The organism is Streptomyces sp. ITFR-16 (assembly GCF_031844705.1).
In the GTDB taxonomy this organism is placed as follows: domain Bacteria; phylum Actinomycetota; class Actinomycetes; order Streptomycetales; family Streptomycetaceae; genus Streptomyces.
The window spans coordinates 7,209,496-7,228,721 of sequence record NZ_CP134609.1 but is presented as its reverse complement, the minus strand read 5'-3'; the positions used below and the strand labels follow the sequence as shown (position 1 = coordinate 7,228,721).

At 72.9% G+C, this 19,226-nt stretch carries 12 protein-coding genes; 8 read left to right on the top strand and 4 right to left on the bottom strand.

Going from position 1 to position 19,226, the window contains the following annotated elements:
• Positions 1 to 90 precede the first annotated feature (90 nt).
• On the top strand, positions 91 to 3,573 hold the full coding sequence (locus tag RLT58_RS32015) for a M28 family peptidase (protein ID WP_311314716.1): 3,483 nt from the start codon (positions 91 to 93) through the stop codon (positions 3,571 to 3,573).
• A 58-nt stretch (positions 3,574 to 3,631) separates the two neighbouring features.
• On the opposite strand, the gene RLT58_RS32010 is transcribed toward RLT58_RS32015, so the two are convergent.
• The gene (locus RLT58_RS32010; protein ID WP_311313840.1) at positions 3,632 to 5,059 is read right to left on the bottom strand and encodes a helix-turn-helix domain-containing protein; all 1,428 of its coding nucleotides are present in this window, start codon (positions 5,057 to 5,059) and stop codon (positions 3,632 to 3,634) included.
• A 472-nt stretch (positions 5,060 to 5,531) separates the two neighbouring features.
• Between RLT58_RS32010 and RLT58_RS32005 the strand changes: the two genes are divergently transcribed.
• A complete protein-coding gene (locus tag RLT58_RS32005) occupies positions 5,532 to 7,718 on the top strand; it encodes a pectate lyase-like domain-containing protein (RefSeq protein WP_311313839.1) in 2,187 nt (728 codons plus the stop codon).
• Positions 7,719 to 7,792: 74 nt separating this feature from the next.
• Here the strand turns inward: RLT58_RS32005 and RLT58_RS32000 are convergent, their stop codons facing one another.
• Positions 7,793 to 10,387: a SpoIIE family protein phosphatase gene (locus RLT58_RS32000; protein ID WP_399131980.1), complete on the bottom strand. Its 2,595-nt coding sequence runs from the start codon at positions 10,385 to 10,387 to the stop codon at positions 7,793 to 7,795.
• A 343-nt stretch (positions 10,388 to 10,730) separates the two neighbouring features.
• On the opposite strand from RLT58_RS32000, the gene RLT58_RS31995 reads away from it, so the two are divergent.
• Both RLT58_RS31995 and RLT58_RS31990 read left to right on the top strand, forming a co-directional pair.
• Positions 10,731 to 11,213 (top strand): potassium channel family protein, encoded by a 483-nt coding sequence (locus RLT58_RS31995; RefSeq protein WP_311313837.1) that lies wholly within the window; start codon positions 10,731 to 10,733, stop codon positions 11,211 to 11,213.
• Between the two features lie 387 nt (positions 11,214 to 11,600).
• Entirely contained in the window at positions 11,601 to 12,926 is a 1,326-nt protein-coding gene (locus tag RLT58_RS31990; RefSeq protein ID WP_311313836.1) for a geranylgeranyl reductase family protein, read from the top strand.
• Positions 12,927 to 12,960: 34 nt separating this feature from the next.
• On the opposite strand, the gene RLT58_RS31985 is transcribed toward RLT58_RS31990, so the two are convergent.
• Positions 12,961 to 13,191, bottom strand: coding sequence for a DUF6059 family protein (locus RLT58_RS31985; RefSeq protein ID WP_311313835.1), 231 nt, complete (start codon positions 13,189 to 13,191; stop codon positions 12,961 to 12,963).
• A 170-nt stretch (positions 13,192 to 13,361) separates the two neighbouring features.
• Between RLT58_RS31985 and RLT58_RS31980 the strand changes: the two genes are divergently transcribed.
• Genes RLT58_RS31980 through RLT58_RS31965 form a run of 4 tightly spaced genes read left to right on the top strand, consistent with a single transcriptional unit; the run spans position 13,362 to position 16,471 of the window.
• The gene (locus tag RLT58_RS31980; protein ID WP_311313834.1) at positions 13,362 to 14,138 is read left to right on the top strand and encodes an AfsR/SARP family transcriptional regulator; all 777 of its coding nucleotides are present in this window, start codon (positions 13,362 to 13,364) and stop codon (positions 14,136 to 14,138) included.
• A gap of 2 nt (positions 14,139 to 14,140) precedes the next feature.
• Positions 14,141 to 14,908 carry a thioesterase II family protein gene (locus RLT58_RS31975; protein WP_311313833.1) on the top strand — a complete coding sequence of 256 codons (768 nt, stop codon included), beginning with the start codon at positions 14,141 to 14,143 and terminating at the stop codon, positions 14,906 to 14,908.
• A gap of 7 nt (positions 14,909 to 14,915) precedes the next feature.
• Entirely contained in the window at positions 14,916 to 15,764 is an 849-nt protein-coding gene (locus RLT58_RS31970) for a metallophosphoesterase family protein (protein ID WP_311313832.1), read from the top strand.
• Complete coding sequence (locus tag RLT58_RS31965; RefSeq protein WP_311313831.1) at positions 15,761 to 16,471, top strand: 4'-phosphopantetheinyl transferase family protein; 711 nt, start codon at positions 15,761 to 15,763, stop codon at positions 16,469 to 16,471. The genes RLT58_RS31970 and RLT58_RS31965 overlap by 4 nt, the downstream gene beginning before the upstream one ends.
• On the opposite strand, the gene RLT58_RS31960 is transcribed toward RLT58_RS31965, so the two are convergent.
• On the bottom strand, positions 16,408 to 19,143 hold the full coding sequence (locus tag RLT58_RS31960) for a helix-turn-helix transcriptional regulator (RefSeq protein WP_311313830.1): 2,736 nt from the start codon (positions 19,141 to 19,143) through the stop codon (positions 16,408 to 16,410). The genes RLT58_RS31965 and RLT58_RS31960 overlap by 64 nt on opposite strands.
• Positions 19,144 to 19,226: the final 83 nt, after the last annotated feature.

Here is a 19,226-nt window from a genome sequence, read left to right as displayed (position 1 = left end):
TTGCCTGCGCACGGGTGGGTGCGTCTCCCCACGCAGTTGCCCGTGACCGAGGTCCCCACACAACGAGGAGCCTCGATGAAACGCAGACCGATGACGGCCGGGACAACCCTGGCCGTCCTCGCCGGAATGCTGGTCGCCACGAGCGGCCGGTCCGCCTCCGCGGAACCGACCCCGCCGGCCCCGGCGCCGACCGCGCTCACCGCCGCCGTCTCGGCCGCCGACCGGGCCGCGTCCAGCGGTCTCGACGGCCTGGCCAAGGGGCCCGAGGAGCGGTACGAGCGACAGGCCGTGACCCCGTGGGTCAACGGGCTCTACTCCGTCGCGTACGAACGCACCTACCGCGGCCTGCCGGTCGTCGGCGGGGACGCCGTCGTGGTGGCCGACTCCAAGGGACGCGTACGGGCCTCCCAGTCGGCCGTCTCCCGGCGCATCAACGTGCCCACCACCGCGACCGTCTCGGCGAAGGCGGCCGAGGCCACCTCCCGCACGCGGCTCCGGTCCGTGGAGCGGGTCGACAGCCACCGGCTTGTCGTCCGGGCCACCGGCAAGCGGTCCCGGCTCGCGTGGGAGACCGTGCTCACGGGCCGCACCGCGAAGGCCCCCAGCCGGCTGCACGTCTTCGTCGACGCGGGCACGGGCGCGGTGCTCGACAGCTACGACGACGTCAAGGCCGGCACCGGCAGCAGCCAGTGGAACGGGCCCTCCCCGCTGTCCATCAACACGACTTCCTCGGGCGGCAGTTACTCGCTGCGCGACCCGGACAGGCCCGGGCTCAGCTGCGCGGACTACAGCACCGGGAGCGTCTTCACCAAGTCCAGCGACTCCTGGGGCACCGGCAGCGCCTCCAGCAAGGAGACCGGCTGCGTCGACGTGATGTGGGCGGCCCAGCACGAGTGGGACATGCTGCGCGACTGGCTGGGCCGCAACGGACACGACGGCAACGGCCGCAGCTGGCCCGTCAAGGTCGGCCTCAACGACGTCAACGCCTACTGGAACGGCTCCTCCATCTCCATCGGCCACAACCAGGCCAATCAGTGGATCGGGGCCATGGACGTCGTGGGCCACGAGTTCGGCCACGGCATCGACCAGTACACCCCCGGCGGCGCCAACAACGAGTCCGGTCTCGGCGAGGCCACCGGCGACATCATGGGGGCGCTCACCGAGGCGTACACCAATGAGCCTGCCCCGTACGACGACCCGGACTACACCGTCGGCGAGAAGATCAACCTCGTGGGCAACGGACCGATCCGGATCATGTACAACCCGGGGCAGATCGGCGACCCCAACTGCTACAGCTCCTCCATACCGAGCACCGAGGAGCACGCGGCGGCCGGTCCGCTCAACCACTGGTTCTATCTGCTGGCCGAGGGCTCGAACCCCGGCGGCGGCAAGCCGTCCAGCCCCACCTGCAACAGTTCCACGGTCACCGGCGTGGGCATCCAGAGCGCCGGCAAGGTCTTCTACGGTGGGATGCTGCTCAAGACCAGCGGCATGACCTACAAGCGCTACCGCACGGCCACCCTCACCTCGGCCAAGAACCTCGACGCCACCTGTGTGCTCTTCAACCGCACAAAGGCCGCCTGGGACGCGATCAGCGTCCCGGCCCAGACGGGTGACCCGACCTGCTCGCCGAGCGGAAACAACGACTTCTCGCTCTCCCTGGACCCGGCCTCCGGCTCGGTGAAGGCCGGCAACTCGGTCACCGCGACCGTGCGCACGACCGTCTCCTCCGGCAGCGCGCAGACGGTGAACCTGTCCGCGAGCGGCCTGCCGAGCGGCGTGAGCGTCTCCTTCAGCCCGGCCTCCGTGCAGTCCGGCGCCACCTCGGCGATGAGCGTGTCGACGACGTCGGCCGCGGCGGCCGGGACCTACACCTTCACCGTGAAGGGCGCGGGCACCCAGGAGCACACCGCCCAGTACACCCTGACCGTCACGGACGGCGGCACCCCCGGCGGCACCGCGCCGGACATCAGCGTCGCCAACGTGCAGGCGCATCTCACGCAGCTCAACACCATCGCCTCGCAGAACGGCGGCAACCGGCGGGCCGGCAGCGGCGGCTACACCGCCTCGCTCGCCTATGTGAAGGGCAAGCTCCAGGCGGCCGGCTACACCGTCAGCGAGCAGACCTGCACCAGTTGCAGCTACCCCGGCAACAACCTGATCGCGGACTGGCCGGGCGGACCGGCCGACCGCACCGTGATGTTCGGAGCCCATCTGGACAGCGTCTCCGCCGGTCCCGGGATCAACGACAACGGCTCCGGCTCGGCGACCCTGCTGGAGAACGCCCTCGCCCTGGCCCAGCAGAACCCGGCGATGACCAAGCACGTCCGCTTCGCCTGGTGGAACGGCGAGGAGCAGGGGCTGCAGGGCTCCAAGTACTACGTCGGGCAGCTCACCTCGGCCCAGCGCAGCGCCATCACCGCGTACTACAACTTCGACATGGTCGCCTCGGTCAACGGCGGCTACTTCATCAACAACCTCAACTCCGCCGCCTCGGCCCCGATGAAGGAGTACTGGGCCTCGCTCGGCCTCGCGCCGGAGGAGAACGTCGAGGGCCAGGGGCGCTCCGACGACTACTCCTTCCAGCAGGGCGGCATCGCCACCTCCGGCTACGCCACCGGCGCCAGTGACACCAAGACCTCGGCGCAGGCCGCCAAGTGGGGCGGCACGGCGGGCCGTTCGTACGACCCCTGCTACCACCAGTCGTGCGACACGACGGCCAACATCAACGCCACCGCGCTCGACCGCAGTGCCGACGGGGTCGCCTACACGCTGTGGAAGACCGCGGTCGGCACCACCGCGCCCGCCGACGACTTCTCCGTCTCGGTGAACCCGGTCTCCGGCAGCGTCCAGCCGGGCGCGTCCGTCACCGCGACCGTGTCCACGGCCACCACCGGCGGTTCCGCGCAGAGCGTGCGGCTGACGGCCTCCGGCGCCCCGAGCGGTGTCACCGTCTCCTTCGCACCCTCCACCGTGCAGTCGGGGGCCTCCTCCACCATGACCGTGTCCGCCGGGGCGCAGACCGCCGCGGGTACGTACACGCTCACGGTGACCGGGACCGGCACCGCCACCCATGCCACCACCTACTCGCTGGTCGTCGGGGGCGGCGGCAGCTGCCGGCCGAGCCAGGTCGTCGCCAACGGCGGCTTCGAGAACGGCACGGCGCCCTGGACCCAGAGCGCCGGGGTCATCAACAACCGGACCTCCGAGAAGCCCGCGCACAGCGGCGCCTACCAGGCCTGGTTCGGCGGCTGGGGCAGCACTCACACCGACACCGCCACGCAGTCGCTGACCGTCCCGGCCGGCTGCTCGACGTACCGGCTGGCGTTCTATCTGCGCACCGACACCGCCGAGTCGCCCGGCTCGACCGCGTACGACACCTTCACGGTCAAGCTCGGGACCCGGACGCTGGCCACGTACTCGAATCTCGACGCGACCAACGGCTATGTCGAGCAGTCCTTCGACGTCGGCTCCGCCGCGGGTCAGACGGTGACGCTGGGCTTCACCAGTAAGGAGGACGCCTACCTGCAGACCAGCTTCGTCGTGGACGACGTGACCCTGAACGCGAGCTGACCGGCCGGACGGGGGATGCGGGGGCGGGGCGTGATCCACACGCCCCGCCCCCGGCGTGTCAGCGGATCACCGCCGCCAGGGCGCGGACGAAGTCCTCGGTCTCCGGCCCGCCGCCGGTCAGGCGGACCAGCCTGCCGTGCAGCCCGCGCAGTTCCTGGCCGAGCAGCGTCGCCGGGCCGACCTCGGCCGATGCCAGCACCGGCCCGGCCGCGGCCCGTGCCGCCGAGGGATCACCGGCGCAGGCGTGGGCGTCTGCCATCCGCACCAGGAACAGCATCCGCGCCGAGTGCATCCCTGGCGGCAGCAGAGCGAGCGCGGTGCCGGCCGCGTCCACGGCGCGGAGCGCGAACCGCCGCTCCCCCGTCGCTGCCGCCAGGTCCCGCAGGGCGCCGGCCGCGCCGGACTCCACCCGCAGGCGCACCGAGGCGACGGAGAGCCAGGGCGCCTCCGTCTCGTCGCGTTCGTCGGCCCGGTCCATCTGCGAGCGGGCGCGGTCAATATGACGCAGGGTCAGGGCTGCGTCGCCACGGACCGCGTGGCCGCGCGCCTGGTACAGATCGCTCATGGCGCCCGCCCAGGGCCGCCCCTCGGCCGCCTGCCGGATGGCGCCCCCGTAGGCGAGCGCCGAGGAGCCGTCACCCTCCAGCCGGGCGAGGGTGCTCATGTCGCCGAGCGCCGCGACCTGGGTCCCGACCCGTCCCGCCATGGCCGCCCAGAGCAGGGACCGGTCGAGCCAGGCCATCGCGGTCCCGTTGCGGCCCCACAGCAGCCGCAGGCAGCCGGCCGACTGCGCGTACTCGGCGGCCAGCGGGGCGAGTTGATGCTGATACGGCGCGGCGGGGAGCGCCATCCAGCGAAGCATGGCGTGCAGGGTGCGCTCGACGACGGCGGTCGCTCCCGGCCAGGCGCACTCCTCGTCGGCGCGCAGACAGACCGCGAGCAGGGCGGTCAGGGCGTGCACCGTCTCGTTGTCCAGGGCCGGGCGGGACGCGTCGTCCGGGCCGCGCGCGCAGAAGGCCGCATGCAGGGCGATGACATCGGTGAGTGCGGGCACCGCGCAGCCGTCCCCGCCGTGCACCGGGCAGATGAGCCCGTACGCGGGCAGCCGCGCGGGCAGCACGCTCCCCGGCGGCAGCGTCGCCGGGAGGTCACCACCCAGTGGTTCGCCGGGCAGCGGGCCCGGGCGGACGGTGGAGCCCGCCTGCGCGCCCCCCGCCCGCTCTGCCGCCTCGGCCGCCTCGCAGGCGGCCAGCAGGTCCCCGTCGGCCGTCAGCAGGTCGTCGAGCCGGCGGGCCAACGGGAGCGAAGCCCTCCGGCTGCCGTGTTCGAGTTTGCTGATGGCAGTGTGGTCGTAGCCGACCCGGGCGCCCACCTGGGCCTGGGTGAGCCCGGCCCGCCTGCGCCAGTGACGCAGCCGGGCGCCGAACGCACGCCATGCCTCCGCCGCCCCGGCGTCCACCGGCACGGGGCCCCTCACCTCGGTCACCCGGAACCCCGTCGCCCCTGGTCAAGGGCGCTGCGCGTGTCACGCTCACGGCTCATGCCCGGAGAATAGCGAGCGCCCGCGCCCGCTGTCCCCCGGGTGGCCGCAAGATGTCCGATAACAGGCGCGGCCGTTTCCGGTACGTGATTCCACGAGCCCTTCACACCTGCGGCGGGCATCGGCCCGGTTGCGGTGGCAACGACATGTTCCGCCGCACTCACTCCCCGTACGCACCGCATCAGCACCTGAATCGACGGCCCGTCAGATTCCTTGCGCCGAAGCCCTCAAGGCGGAATCAATGCGGGCAAGCGTGCGGTATCCGTCGTCAACTGTTGTTCTCAACGACACCCGAACAAGCGGGTGTTGCACACCTATTGACGCGTCGGATCCAAGAGAGAAGTATCCCCATCGGCCGGAGAGAGCGCTCTCCGGCTTCGTGTCGTGCACCCGTACCGCGACTCAGGAGAAAACCCCCATGTACGCACCCTCTGTGCTCCACAGACCCGCCCCCTCGACCGGGAGAAGACGCACCGGCGTGCTGGCCGCCGTCGCCGGTCTCGTCCTCTCGCTCCTGGCCTTCGTCCCCCAGGCCCCCGCGAGCGCCGCTCCCTCGCTGCTCTCCCAGGGCAAGACCGTGACCGCGTCCAGCCAGGAGGGCGCCGGCACCCCGGCCGGCGCCGCCGTGGACGGCGACAACGGCACCCGCTGGTCGAGCGCGTTCTCCGACCCCCAGTGGATCAAGGTCGACCTCGGCACCTCCGCCTCGGTCAGCCAGATCGCGCTGAAGTGGGAGGCCGCCTACGCCACGGGCTACCGGATCGAGTTCTCCACGGACAACAACTCCTGGACCACCGCCTACTCGACCACCACGGGCCCCGGCGGCAATGAGACGCTGAACGTCTCCGGCACCGCCCGCTACGTCCGGCTGACCGGCACCGCGCGGGCCACCGGATACGGCTACTCGCTCTGGGAGTTCCAGGTCTTCGGCACCACCGGCACCGACCCGGGCGGCCCGCAGCTGCCGGGCGGCGGCGACCTCGGCCCCAACGTGCTGGTCTTCGACCCCTCGACGCCCAACATCCAGGGCAAGGTCGACGAGATCTTCCACCAGCAGGAGTCGGCGCAGTTCGGCACCGGCCGCTACGCGCTGATGTTCAAGCCGGGCACGTACAACAACATCAACGCCCAGATCGGTTTCTACACATCCATCGCCGGGCTCGGACTCAAGCCCGACGACACGACCTTCAACGGTGATGTGACCGTCGACGCCGGCTGGTTCAACGGGAACGCCACGCAGAACTTCTGGCGCTCGGCGGAGAACCTGGCGCTCAACCCGGTGAGCGGCACCGACCGCTGGGCCGTCTCGCAGGCCGCCCCGTTCCGCCGGATGCACGTCAAGGGCGGGCTCAACCTCGCCCCCGACGGCTACGGCTGGGCCAGCGGCGGGTACATCGCCGACAGCAAGATCGACGGCCAGGTCGGGCCGTACTCGCAGCAGCAGTGGTACACCCGCGACAGCTCCATCGGCAGCTGGGGCAACGGCGTCTGGAACATGACGTTCTCCGGCGTCGAGGGCGCACCCGCCCAGAGCTTCCCCGAGCCGCCCTACACCACGCTCAACAACACCCCGGTCTCCCGGGAGAAGCCGTTCCTCTACCTGGACGGCAACGACTACAAGGTCTTCGTCCCCGCCAAGCGCACCAACGCACGCGGTGTCTCCTGGAACGGCACCCCGCAGGGCGAGTCCATCCCGCTGAGCCAGTTCTACGTGGTCAAGCCCGGCGCCACCGCCGCCACCATCAACCAGGCCGTCCAGCAGGGCCTGCACCTGCTGTTCACGCCCGGCATCTACCACGTGAACCAGACCATCAACATCGACCGCGCCAACACGGTCGTCCTCGGCCTGGGGCTCGCGACGATCATCCCGGACAACGGGGTCACCGCCCTCAAGGTCGGTGACGTCGACGGGGTGAAGCTCGCCGGTCTGCTCGTCGACGCCGGTCCGCAGAACTCCCCCGTCCTGGTCCAGATCGGCCCCGACAACGCCTCGGCCGGCCACGCGGCCAACCCGACCACCGTCCAGGACGTGTTCGTCCGGGTCGGCGGCGCCGGGGCCGGCAAGGCCACCACCGGCATGGTGATCAACAGCAACGACACCATCATCGACCACACCTGGCTGTGGCGCGCGGACCACGGCGAGGGGATCGGCTGGGAGACCAACCGGTCCGACTACGGCCTCCAGGTCAACGGCGACAACGTGCTGGCGACCGGGCTGTTCGTCGAACACTTCAACAAGTACGACGTCCGCTGGTCCGGGGAGAACGGCAAGACGATCTTCTTCCAGAACGAGAAGGCGTACGACGCGCCCAACCAGGCCGCCGTCCAGAACGGCGACATCAAGGGGTTCGCGGCCTACAAGGTCGACGACTCCGTCACCACCCACGAGGGCTGGGGGCTGGGCAGCTACTGCTACTTCAACGTCGACCCGACGATCCGTCAGGACCACGGCTTCGAGGCACCGGTGAAGCCCGGCGTGAAGTTCCACGACCTGCTCGTCGTCTCCCTCGGCGGCCAGGGCCAGTACGAACACGTCATCAACAACACCGGATCGCCCACCTCGGGGACGTCCACCGTCCCGTCGAACGTGGTGTCCTTCCCGTGACACCGTGACATCCGCATGAGCTGACAGGACGGCGCGGGGCCCGGCGACCGCCGGGCCCCGCGTCGTCGTGCCGGCTACCCGGGCGGCGGTTTGCCGAGCGACTGCTCGGACCAGATCACCTTGCCGCGGTCGGTGTAGCGGGTGCCCCAGCGCTCCGCGAACTGGGCGACGAGGAACAGGCCCCGGCCTCCCTCGTCCGTGGTGGCGGCGTAGCGCAGATGCGGCGAGGTGCTGCTGCAGTCCGACACCTCGCAGATCAGCGCGCGGTCGTACAGCAGGCGGACCCTGATCGGCTCGGAGCCGTAGCGGATCGCGTTGGTGACGAGCTCGCTCAGGATCAGTTCGGTGACGAAACCCTCCTCGTCCAGGCCGCGGTCGGCCAGCCAGCGGATGGCCTGCTTGCGGACCCCGGCGACGGCCGAGGCGTCGGGCGGCACCTCCCATTCGACGCGGCGGGCCGGGTCCAGGGTCCGGGTGCGGGCGACCAGCAGGGCGACGTCGTCGCCCGGGCGGGTGGGCAGCATGGTCTCCAGCACGTCGTCGCAGGTCTCCTCCGGGGTGCGGTCGCGGCCGGACAGCGAGCGGCACAGGAGCTCCAGACCGTCGTCGATGTCCCGGTCGCGGCGCTCCACCAGACCGTCCGTGTACAGCACCAGACGGCTGCCCTCGGGCACCTCCAGCTCGATCGCCTCGAAGGGCATGCCGCCGATCCCGAGGGGCAGCCCGGCGGGGATGTCGGGGAACTCCACGGTGCTGTCGGGCAGGACGAGCGCGGGTCCGGGGTGGCCCGCCCGGGCCATGGTGCAGCGTCCCGTGACGGCGTCGTAGATCGCGTACAGACAGGTGGCCCCGGTGATCCCGCCGCTGCCGTCGTCGCCCTCGTCCTGGTCCATCCGGACGACGAGTTCGTCGAGGTGGCCGAGGAGTTCGTCGGGCGGCAGGTCCAGCGTGGAGAAGTTGTGCACCGTGGTGCGCAGCCGGCCCATGGTGGCCGCGGCGTGCAGTCCGTGGCCGACCACGTCGCCGACGACGAGCGCGACCCGTGCGCCGGAGAGCGGGATGACGTCGAACCAGTCGCCGCCCACCCCGGCCTGGGCCGGCAGATAGCGATAGGCCACGTCCAGGGCGTTCTGGTCGGGCAGGCCGCGCGGGAGCAGGCTGCGCTGGAGGGTGACGGCCATCTCGTGCTCGCGGGTGTAGCGCCGGGCGTTGTCGACGCTGACCGCCGCGCGGGCGACGAGTTCCTCGGCGAAGGACAGGTCGTCTGGGTCGAAGGCCGCCTCGTTGCGGCCGCGCCAGAAGTTGGCCGCGCCGAAGATGACGCCGCGCGCGTGCAGGGGGACGGAGAGCAGCGAGTGGTAGCCGTGCTCCAGGATCCGTGCGGACTGCACGGGGTCGGGCCCGCGCCATTCGGTGGATGCCGTCAGATCGGGCACCATCCAGGTGTGGCCGGTGCTGCTGCCGAGGTCGTCGGGGCTGGTGGGGACGAAGCCGATGACCCGGCCGAGGGGGTGGAACGGGTGGTCCGGGCCGCCGCCGCGGACAGCGGTGCGGCGCAGGTTCATGACGTCGCCGGAGGGGGTCTCCGGTTCCTCCCCGCGCAGGACGGAGTCGGCGAGGTCGACCGTCACGCAGTCGGCGAAGCCCGGCACCGCGACCTCCGCGAGTTCCTGGGCCGTCGTGGTGACGTCGAGGGTGGTGCCGATCCGGGTGCCGGCCCGGTAGAGCAGCGTCAGCCGCTCGCGTACGGTCTCCGCCCGTCCGGTGACGGCCCGCAGCTCCGTGGTGTCGCGCAGGGTCGCGACGATGCCGGGCGGGCCGCCGCGCTCCTGGGTGGGGCGGAGATTGACGGCCAGCAGCCGGTTGCCCGCGGGCCGCACCTCGTCCGTGGCGACCTCTCCCGAGGCCAGCAGCGCCGCCGTGCGGGGCGCCAGGCCCAGCTCCGTCACCGGGCGGCCCTCGGCGTCCGGGGGCAGTTCCAGGAGCCGGCGGGCCTCGTCGTTGGCCAGCAGCAGCCGGTGGTCGGCGCCGATGATGAGGACGCCCTCGCGCACGGAGTGCAGCACCGCGTCGTGGTGTTCGTACATCCGGGTCATCTCGGCCGGGCCGAGGCCGCGTGTCTGGCGGGCCAGCCGTCGGCTCACCAGGGCCGCGCCGCCCGTGGAGAGGGCGAGGGCCACCACGGCCGCGCCGAGGGCGAAGGGAAGGCTGGGATAGGCCAGCCTGTTGACCGCCTCGACCTTGATGCCGACGGACACGAGGCCGGCGACCGTGCCGTCGGGCCGGCGGACGGGCACCACCGAGTTGACGGCGAGCCCCCGGCTGGCGTTCACGGTCCGGGTGATGGACTCGCCGTCGATGATCTCCTTGTACGGGCCGAGGACGTGCTTGCCGATCAGCGCGATGTCGGGATGGGTGTAGCGGATGCCATTGGTCCCTGCGACGACGACATACTCCACGCCGGTGCTCTGCCGGATCTCCTCGGCGCGCGGCTGGAGCAGGAGCGTGGGGTCCTTGCTGTCCAGGGCCGCCGCGATGCCGGGGGCGTGGGCGAAGGTCTCCGCGACGCTCAGGGATCTCGACCGGGCCGCGCTCATGCTGTCGCGCCGGCCCTGGACCACCAGGGCGGCGACGGCCGCCGTGATGAGCAGGGCCACGATGCCCAGCATGAGGAAGAAGACCTGGCCGGCCACGGTACGGGTGCTGAAGAAGGCCCGCAGTCTGCGGACCGGTTCCGAGCGCGTCGCACGCGAGCCGGGGGGCGCAGGCTCGTCACCGCCCGGGCGTCCGCCATCGTGTCGATGCGGCCGCCGGGCGGAGCGGTGAACCCACGCCCGGAATCGACCAGTACCACCCACATATTCAGGTTTAACATGAATTCGCGAGGCCCGATCGGTGTGACGGCGCGGAGCGGGCGGGCGCGGCGGCCGTCTGCGGTTCGATCGGGTGACACCCGCCGTGCGGAGGCGCGCCCGCCGACGGCCGGCGGCGCCCGCACCGCATGATCCCAAAATGGTGCCTGTATTCCTGTCCAAGGCCGTCGGGCTGCTGCTCGGCCGGGAGAGCCGTTCCCTCCATCTGAAGGCCGTCGGGTGGGCGACGGTGCTGCTCGGCCTGACCGTGTTCCTGGGCTCGTGGGCGGTGCTCGTCGCCGAGCGGAACGCCCCGCACGCCACCATCACCTCCTATCCCCGGGCGCTGTGGTGGTCGGCGGAGACCGCGACGACCGTGGGCTACGGCGACTTCTTCCCGGTGACCCTGTGGGGGCGGATCGTCGCCGTGTTCTCGATGTGCGTGGGCATCACGACGTACGGGATGGTCACCGCGGCCCTGGCCACCTGGTTCGTGGGCCACGAGCAGAAGCGCCGTCACCGGCTCGCCGCCGGGGCGGAACACGCCGCGCGCGAGGTGCGGCAGGAGACCGCGCAGCTCCATGAGCGCTTCGACCGCCTGGAGGCGCTGCTGACCGACTCGGGCCGCAGGCCGCCCGGGTAGGGCCGCCGCGCGCTGATCGCCGCGCCGACGTGTGAACGGCGTGCCGCAGGGCATAGAACCGGTGACCGACAGGAGGTGGTGGCAATGGGCCGCATCAGGGTCATCAGGCGTCCTCAGCTTCCGTCCCGGCCGCCGCCGCTCGATCTGCGCACGCCGTCCGGGCGTCCCCTGCCCTACTGACCGCGTCCGCGACCCGCCCTCGCCCCTTCCCGGGGCCGATGGGCGGGTCCTGTGTGTTCTCCCGGTCCTGAGCGGCCGTGCATCCCCGTGCGCGTCCCTTTCCGTGAGCCTGTTGATCACCCTGCCGCGCGGCCGGGCGAACCGGCAGGATGTCGGTGTACAGGCCCGCCTTCCCGGCGGCGCCGGCCGCTCCAGGAAGGAATCCCCATGCGGGAGACGCGTGCAGAGCAGTCACCGTCGGACGAGGAGGCCGCCGGCGGCGCGGCCGAGGAGGCCGAGGTGATCGTGGTCGGGGCGGGGCCCGCCGGTTCGTCCGCCGCCTTCCATCTCGCCCGGGCCGGGGTCGACGTGCTGCTGCTGGAGAAGTCCGTCTTCCCGCGCGAGAAGGTGTGCGGGGACGGCCTCACCCCGGGCGCGGTGCACCAGCTGATCCGGATGGGCGTGGACATCAAGGCCCCGGGCTGGGTGCGCTCGCGCGGAATGCGCTGGGTGGCGGGTGAGCGGCAGGTGCAGATCGACTGGCCCTCGCTCGGCGGCTACCCGGATTTCGGTCTGACCCGCAGCCGGCACGACTTCGACGACATCCTGGCCCGGCACGCCGTCGCCGCCGGGGCCCGGCTGCGCACGGGCGTGAAGGTGACGGACCCGGTGACCGACCGGGCGGGGCGGATCACCGGGGTGCGGGCGGTGGCCGGTGGGGAGGAGCCGGTGGTGCACCGGGCGCCGGTCGTGATCGCCGCCGACGGGGCCTCGGCCCGGATCGCGCTCGCGATGGGGCTGCAGCGGGACACCAGGCGGCAGATCGCGACGGCGGCCCGCCGCTACTACCGCAGCCCCGAGAGGTCCCAGGAGGAGTTCCTCGAACTCTGGGCCGACCTCCGCTTCCCCCGCAGCGACCGCTATCTGCCGGGGTACGGCTGGATCTTCCCGATGGGCGACGGGCGCGTCAACGTGGGGCTCGGCGCGGTCCCGCACCGCCGCCACGGCAACGCGGATCTGCGCGCCACGCTGGACCGGTGGCTGGCCCGGACGCCCGAGGAGTGGGGGCTGCGGGAGGAGAACGCCGAGGGGCCCGTCCGCAGCGCCGCACTGCCGCTGGGCTTCAACCGCCATCCGCTGTACACCTGCGGCCTGCTGCTGGTCGGCGACTCGGGCGGCATGATCTCCCCGTGGAACGGGGAGGGCATCGGCCAGGCGCTGGAGGCCGGTGAGGTCGCCGCCGAGTCGGCCGCGCTGGGCCTCGCGCTGCCGGCGGGTCCGAGGCGCGAGCGGGCCCTGCACCACTACCCGGTGGAGATGAACCGCCGCTGGGGCCGCTACTACCGGCTCGGCAACACGGCGGCCGATCTCGTCTTCAGCCGGTCGGGCTTCCAGCCGGTGCTCAACCGCTATGTGATGGGCTCGCCTTTCCTGCTCAACACGCTGGCCCGGCTGCTGACCAACCTCACGGACAAGCCGTCCCGCGATGTGATCGACCATCTCCTGAACACGGCGGTACGTCTGGTGCCGGCGCCCAACGCCCGGCGCCGCTGAGCGCGTTGGACCGGGACCGCATGGATCCGGACACTCAGCTCCCGTACGGATCCGCGCCCCGGGCCCCGAGCAGTTGCCGTCCCCACATCATCTCGGCCTCGCTGAGCGGGACTTCGGGGCACAGCCGTTCGGGGTGGCCGGGGGGCGGCCCGTCGGCGGGAGCGTCGTCCGGTGCGGCGACGGGCGGGATGTAGACCCAGATCTGACCGAAGGCGACCAGTGCGTATGCGAAGGACCGCAGATACCGGGCGAGGAGGATGCGCATGTCCCCAGCCTGCCCACCGGCTCCAAAGCCGTACCAAAGTCGGCCGCTGCCAACACATTTCGGCCAATCGGCATACGTACGCAGTTTCCCCGATGCGCGGACAGGGGCGCTGCCTCGAAAGTGACTGGAGCCGGGAAAACGAAAGTACGTTCCCCCTACCGCCCGAGGTCATGATGCGCTACGAACTGCTCGGTCCCCTCCGCGTCTCGCACGACGGACGCGGCTACTCCCTGAGCGCCCCCAAGATGGAGATGACGTTGGCCACCCTGCTCGTCGGGGCCGGACGGGTCACCACGAAGGAACAGATCATTGAGGAGCTGTGGGGGTCGGGGCCGCCCCGGCGCGCGTCGGCCGCCGTCCATGTCTACCTCTCCCAGCTGCGGAAGTTCCTCGCCGCCGCAGGGGACGACAGCGGCCGCGCCGTCATCACCAAGCCGTCCGGGTACCTGATGCGGCTGGACGGCGCCGGCTACGACGTCGAGGACTTCCGCGCGGCCATGCACGAGGGCCGCTTCCTCCAGCAGTCCGGCCGGTACGAGGCCGCGCTCGACGCCTTCGGCCGGGCGCTGTCCCTCGTGCGCGGGCCGGTCCTCGACGGCACACCCGAAGGACCGGTGCTGACGCGCTTCGCCACCTGGGTGGAGGAGGAGCGGCTCGCCTGCCTGGAGCTGTCCGTCGAGGCCAGTACGGCGCTCGGCCGGCACCGCGAGGTGATCAGCCTGCTCAACACCCTCACCGCCGAGTACCCGTTGCGCGAGTCCTTCTACCGGCAGCTGATGCTGGTGCTGTACCGCTCGGAGCGGCAGGCGGAGGCGCTGCAGGTCTACCGCTCGGCGCAGCGCGTCCTCAGATCCGAACTGGGCCTGGAGCCCTGCCGTTCGCTGCGCCGGCTGCACCAGGCGATCCTCACATCGGACCGCCTCCTCGATCTTCCCGTGGCGAGCTGACGGTGGCCACGGAGCGCCAGGACACCTGGCTGCGCCAGTACCACGAGACGGATGCCGCCCCGGAGCTCATCTGCTTTCCGCACGCGGGCGGTTCCGCCGGCTACTGGCACCCGCTGTCCGCCGTCGCCCGCCCCGCGCTGAAGGTGCGCGCCGTCCAGTACCCGGGCCGGCAGGACCGCTACCGCGAGCCGCCCGTCCGTGATCTGCACCGGCTCGCCGACCTGATCGCCGAGGCGCTGGCCGGCGGTCCGCCGCCGGCCGGGCCCCGGATCCTCCTCGGCCACAGCATGGGGGCCTCGCTCGCCCATGAGGTCGCGCTGCGGCTGGAGCGGGAAGCGGGCCGGGGACCGGCGGCGCTGCTCGTGTCCGGCCGCCGGGCGCCGTCGCGCCTGGTGGCCGGCGCGGAGCGGCTCGACACCGACGCGGCGCTGCTGGCCCGGGTCCGCTCGCTGGGCGGCACCGTGCCCGCCGTACTGGACGACCCCGAACTGCTCGAACTGATCCTGCCGGCGCTGCGCGGCGACTACGCGGCCCTTGCCGCCTATGTGCCGGCCCCCGGCGCGTCCCTGGCCTGCCCGGTCGTCGCGCTGACCGGGGACAGCGACCCGGAGGCGCCGGTCGAGGACGTACGGGCGTGGCACGGGCACACCACCGGCCCCTTCGAACTGCGGGTCTTCCCCGGGCGGCACTTCTTCCTGGGCGACCAACTGCCGGCCGTGGTGGACCTCGCCACCGCGCTGTCGGCCGCCGCCCCGGCCGGCCGGTGGTGAGGCCGTCATGAGCGGCTCCGGAAGCCTGCTGGCCATCAGCGATCTGCATGTGGCGTTCGACGACAACCGGGCGGTGCTGGAGGGGCTGCGCCCGGACCACCCGGACGACTGGCTGCTGGTGGCCGGTGACGTGGGCGAGGTCGCCGGGGACGTCGGCCGGGCGCTGGAACTGCTCAGCCGGCGCTTCGCCCGGGTGGTGTGGGTGCCCGGCAACCACGAGCTGTGGACCCACCGGCAGGATCCGCTGACCCTGCGGGGCCGTGACCGGTACGAGCATCTGGTGCGGATCTGCCGGGACCTGGGCGTCCTGACGCCGGAGGACCCGTATCCCGTGTGGCAGAGCCCGACGGGCCCGGTCACCGTCGCGCCGCTGTTCGTCCTGTACGACTACACCTTCCGCCCGGCCGGGACCACGACCCGCGACGAGGCGCTGGCACGGGCCCGGGAGAGCGGGATCGTGGGCACCGACGAGGCGCTGCTGCACCCCGATCCGTACCCCTCGATCGACGCCTGGTGCCGGGCCAGGCTGGCCCTGACGGAACGCCGGCTCTCGGCCCTCGCGCCCGGCACCGAGACGGTCCTGGTCAACCACTTCCCCCTGGTGCGCGAGCCCACCCGGATCCTGCGCCACCCGGAGTTCGCGCTGTGGTGCGGCACCGAGGGCACCGCCGACTGGCACACCCGGTTCCGGGCCCGGGCGGTGGTGTACGGGCATCTGCACATCCCGCGCACCACCTTCCACGACGGGGTCCGCTTCGAGGAGGTGTCGGTGGGCTACCCCCGCGAGTGGCGCCGACGCGGCAACGGGCCGGGCGGTCTTCGGACCGTGCTGCCCGGCCCCGAGGTCCCGCGGTGATCGGCGCACTGCTGCCGCCGGGTGCGGTGGGAGCGCAGGTGTACGGCGATCCGCCGGAGGCCCGGCTGCTTCCGGCGGAGGAGGCGGCCGTGGCCCGGGCGGTGGCGTCGCGCCGCGCGGAGTTCACGGCCGTACGGCACTGTGCGCGCACGGCCCTGCGCGAACTGGGCGTCGCTTACGAGCCGTTGGTCCCGGGGCACCGGGGCGCGCCGCGCTGGCCGGACGGGGTGGTGGGCAGCATGACGCACTGTGCCGGCTTCCGGGCGGCGGCGGTGGCCCGGACAGGGGTGCTGGCGTCCCTCGGCATCGACGCGGAACCCGACCGCCCGCTGCGGCCCGGCATGCTCGCGTCGCTCGCCCTTCCCGGGGAGCGCGCCCGGGTGGCGGAGCTGGCCGCGCACCGGCCGGGGGTGGCCTGGGACCGGCTGCTGTTCAGCGCCAAGGAGGCGGTGTACAAGGCCTGGTTCCCGCTGACCGGACGGCTGCTCGACTTCCCGGAGGCGGAGATCCGGATCGACGCCGGGGGTTCGTTCCGGGCGGTGCTCCTGGTGCCCGGCCCCGTGGTCGGGGGCCGGGCGGTCACGGTCTTCCACGGCCGGTGGGCGGCCGCCGACGGGCTGCTGGCCACCGCGATCGGTGTCCCTCAGCCGGCGAGGGCCATCAGCCGGACGAGTGCAGCGCGCGAGTTCACACCCAACTTGCTGTAGATGTGGGTCAGATGGACATCCACGGTGCGCGGGCTGACCCGCAGCCGGCCGGCGATGTCCTTCGTCTTGAGCCCTTCCCCCGCGAGTTCGGCGACCTCACGCTCCCGCAGGGTCAGCTCGCCGAGCCCGCTGTCCTCCCGGCGGTCCGTCAGCCGTACCGCCGACCTGGCCAGTTCGCGGGCCCGCGCGCCGGCGGGGCTGGCGTCGCCGAACAGCCGCTGCGCCTCCTCGTAGCACCCGACGGCCTCTCCCGTCAGCTCCCGGCCCATCAGCGCGTGGCCCCGGGCCAGCAGGGCGTGTCCGCTCTGCTCGACCAGTCCGACGGCGGCCGCCGCCTCGGTCGCCCGCTCGGCCCAGGCGTCCAGGGTGTCCGCGTCGGCCTCCGTCTGCACGGCCGCCGCCGCGAGGAGTTCGTAGTTCCGGGCGGCGAACACGGCCACGGGTTCGGAGACCCGCCAGGCCTCCCGCTCGGGAAGCAGCAGGGCCAGCGCGGTGCCCGCCTCGCCCGAGGCGAGCGCGGCCTCGGCCAGGAGCAGGGCGTTGAGCGGTGTCCGGGGTTCCGGGGTGCCCCGGCCGGACGGCGAGGGCGCGGGACGCGGGGAGGTCCGGCCCAGCTGCGCCCAGGCGGCTGCGGTGATCGCCTCCGACAGGGCGACATGGTCGCCTCGCCCCATGGCACGGGCGGCGGCACTGCCCTCCTGGACGGCGCCCAGGGCGTCCGCGAGCCGGCCGCTCTGGTAGTGGACATAGCCGAGCGTGTCGAGCAGCGGCGGCAGGAAGTGGATGTCGCCCCGGGCGCGTACGGCGGTCAGCGCCCGCTCCGCGTGGCCGTACGCCGGTCCGTACCAGCCCATCAGCGCCTCGGCCCAGCTCAGGACGAGCAGATGGCCGGCCTCCTCGTCCCCGGCAGGACGGCCCGCGTCCAGCTCGTCCAGGGCGTGACCGGCCGCGTCGAGCGACATCTCGGCCGCGCACATGTCGCCGTCCAGCACGGCGCACAGTCCGGCGAGGCCGAGGGCGCCGCCCAGGGTGACCGGATCGGCGCCCTCCGTGCGGTGCACGAGGACCTCGACGTCGGTACGGGCCGGGACCTGGCCCGACAGCACCTTGCCCAGCTGCTGGTGGACCCGGAGCAGCAGTCCGGCGCCGGGCGACGCGGCCTGCGCGGCGGGGAGTTCGGCCGCCAGCAGGGCCTGCGCCCCCTCGTCGTGGCCGATCGCGGCGAGCACGGCGGAGAGGAAGGCGACGGTGCGGGCGCGGACGTCGGGCGTCCGGCCGTCGGGGCCCGCGAGGATGTCCGCCCGGAGCGCCATGATCCGCTCCGCGTCGCCCACGGCGGCCAGGGCCCGTACCACCTGCTTCCACAGCTCGGTGCCGGCGGGCCCGGCGCTCCGGCCGTCGCCGGTTCTGCGCCACAGACGAAGTGCGGAGGTCAGCCAGTGGGCGGCCTCCGCCGGTCTGCCCGCCTGCACGCAGCTGCGTGCCGCGGCGGCCAGGACCTCGCCGTCGGCCGGGCTGACGCCCGATCCGGCGCGCTCGATGTGCGGGGCGATGTCGAGGGCGGGGAAGCCCAGCCGGGCGAAGCGGTCCCGGGCCCGGCGGTGCGCCCCGGAGCGCCAGCAGGAGTCGGCGTCGGCGTACAGGCAGCCTCGGAGCAGCGGGTGTCGGAAGGCGAGGACTCCGGGCTGTGACGTCGAGCGGACCAGGTCGCGGTGGCGCAGTTCGGAGAGCGCCCGGCAGGCCTCGTCCCGGGTGGTCTCGGCCACCTCGGCGACGGCGTCGATGTCGAAGACGCTGCCGAGCACCGCCGCCGCGTGCACGACGGTACGGGGCAGCCAGCCGAGCAGGGCGGTCTCCGCGAGCAGCCGGGCGCCGAGCGAGCTGGAGGTCCAGAGGTCGAGGGCGTCCCCGGTCGGGGAGCCGGCCTCGGCGAGGGCGGTGAGATAGAGGGGGTTTCCGCCGCTGTGCGCGTGCAGGCGCGGCAGTTCCGGGGCGTCGGCGCACAGGCCGAGGATCTCGGCGCAGCGGTGCGGCGGCAGCGGCCCGAGACCGAGCGTCTCGACGGCGCCGAGTTCGCCGCCCTGCTGGAGGACCGCGCGCAGCGCCACGGGGGCCTGCCGGGGCCGGTGGGCGACGACGACCACGAGCCCCCGGTCGACGGGCCAGCGGATCAGGGTTTCCAGCAGGCGGGCCGAGCCGGGGTCGGCCCAGTGGAAGTCGTCGAGGACGAGCAGGGTGCCGTCGGCGGGCGCGGCGGGCCCGGCGGCGAGCAGGCGGCGTACCCCGGCGAAGAACGGGGAGCGCCAGACGGACTGTTCGGCGCCGGGCGGGACCTCGGTGAGCGCCTCGACGAGCGCCGCTGTCGCCGCCGCGCCCGCTCCGGCCTGCGCAGCCCCGCTCTGCCAGATGGTGAGCGCCTGCACGAGGGGGTGGAAGGGGACCTGTGCCTCGGCCTCGGAGCAGCGGCCGTGCAGGACGGCGAGTCCGAGCGCGCGTGCCTCCTGGGCGAGTGCGGTGAGCAGTCTGGTCTTGCCGGTTCCCGGGTCGCCCGTCAGTTCCACGATCGCCGGACGCCCCTCGCGGGCCGCCCGGACGAGCTCCGTCAGCCGCCTCAACTCGGCGGCGCGGACGGTCACTCCGGTGTTCGGCCCGGTGATGGTGGTGATGCCCATGTCGCAGGTCCCCTTCCCCCGGTCTGAAATCCCGCGCTCTCGACGCTGAGAGACACCCAACAGCTGTGGCCCTCGCCAGAGTA

What these genes read in the sequence shown, in the direction of transcription:
- RLT58_RS31970 (WP_311313832.1), top strand. Translation starts at nt 14,916, where the DNA reads ATGAGCGGCTCCGGAAGCCTGCTGGCCATCAGCGATCTGCATGTGGCG.
- RLT58_RS31980 (WP_311313834.1), top strand. Translation starts at nt 13,362, where the DNA reads ATGATGCGCTACGAACTGCTCGGTCCCCTCCGCGTCTCGCACGACGGA.
- RLT58_RS31985 (WP_311313835.1), bottom strand. Translation starts at nt 13,191, where the DNA reads ATGCGCATCCTCCTCGCCCGGTATCTGCGGTCCTTCGCATACGCACTG.
- RLT58_RS31990 (WP_311313836.1), top strand. Translation starts at nt 11,601, where the DNA reads ATGCGGGAGACGCGTGCAGAGCAGTCACCGTCGGACGAGGAGGCCGCC.
- RLT58_RS32000 (WP_399131980.1), bottom strand. Translation starts at nt 10,387, where the DNA reads ATGCTGGGCATCGTGGCCCTGCTCATCACGGCGGCCGTCGCCGCCCTG.
- RLT58_RS32015 (WP_311314716.1), top strand. Translation starts at nt 91, where the DNA reads ATGACGGCCGGGACAACCCTGGCCGTCCTCGCCGGAATGCTGGTCGCC.
- RLT58_RS31960 (WP_311313830.1), bottom strand. Translation starts at nt 19,143, where the DNA reads ATGGGCATCACCACCATCACCGGGCCGAACACCGGAGTGACCGTCCGC.
- RLT58_RS32005 (WP_311313839.1), top strand. Translation starts at nt 5,532, where the DNA reads ATGTACGCACCCTCTGTGCTCCACAGACCCGCCCCCTCGACCGGGAGA.
- RLT58_RS31995 (WP_311313837.1), top strand. Translation starts at nt 10,731, where the DNA reads ATGGTGCCTGTATTCCTGTCCAAGGCCGTCGGGCTGCTGCTCGGCCGG.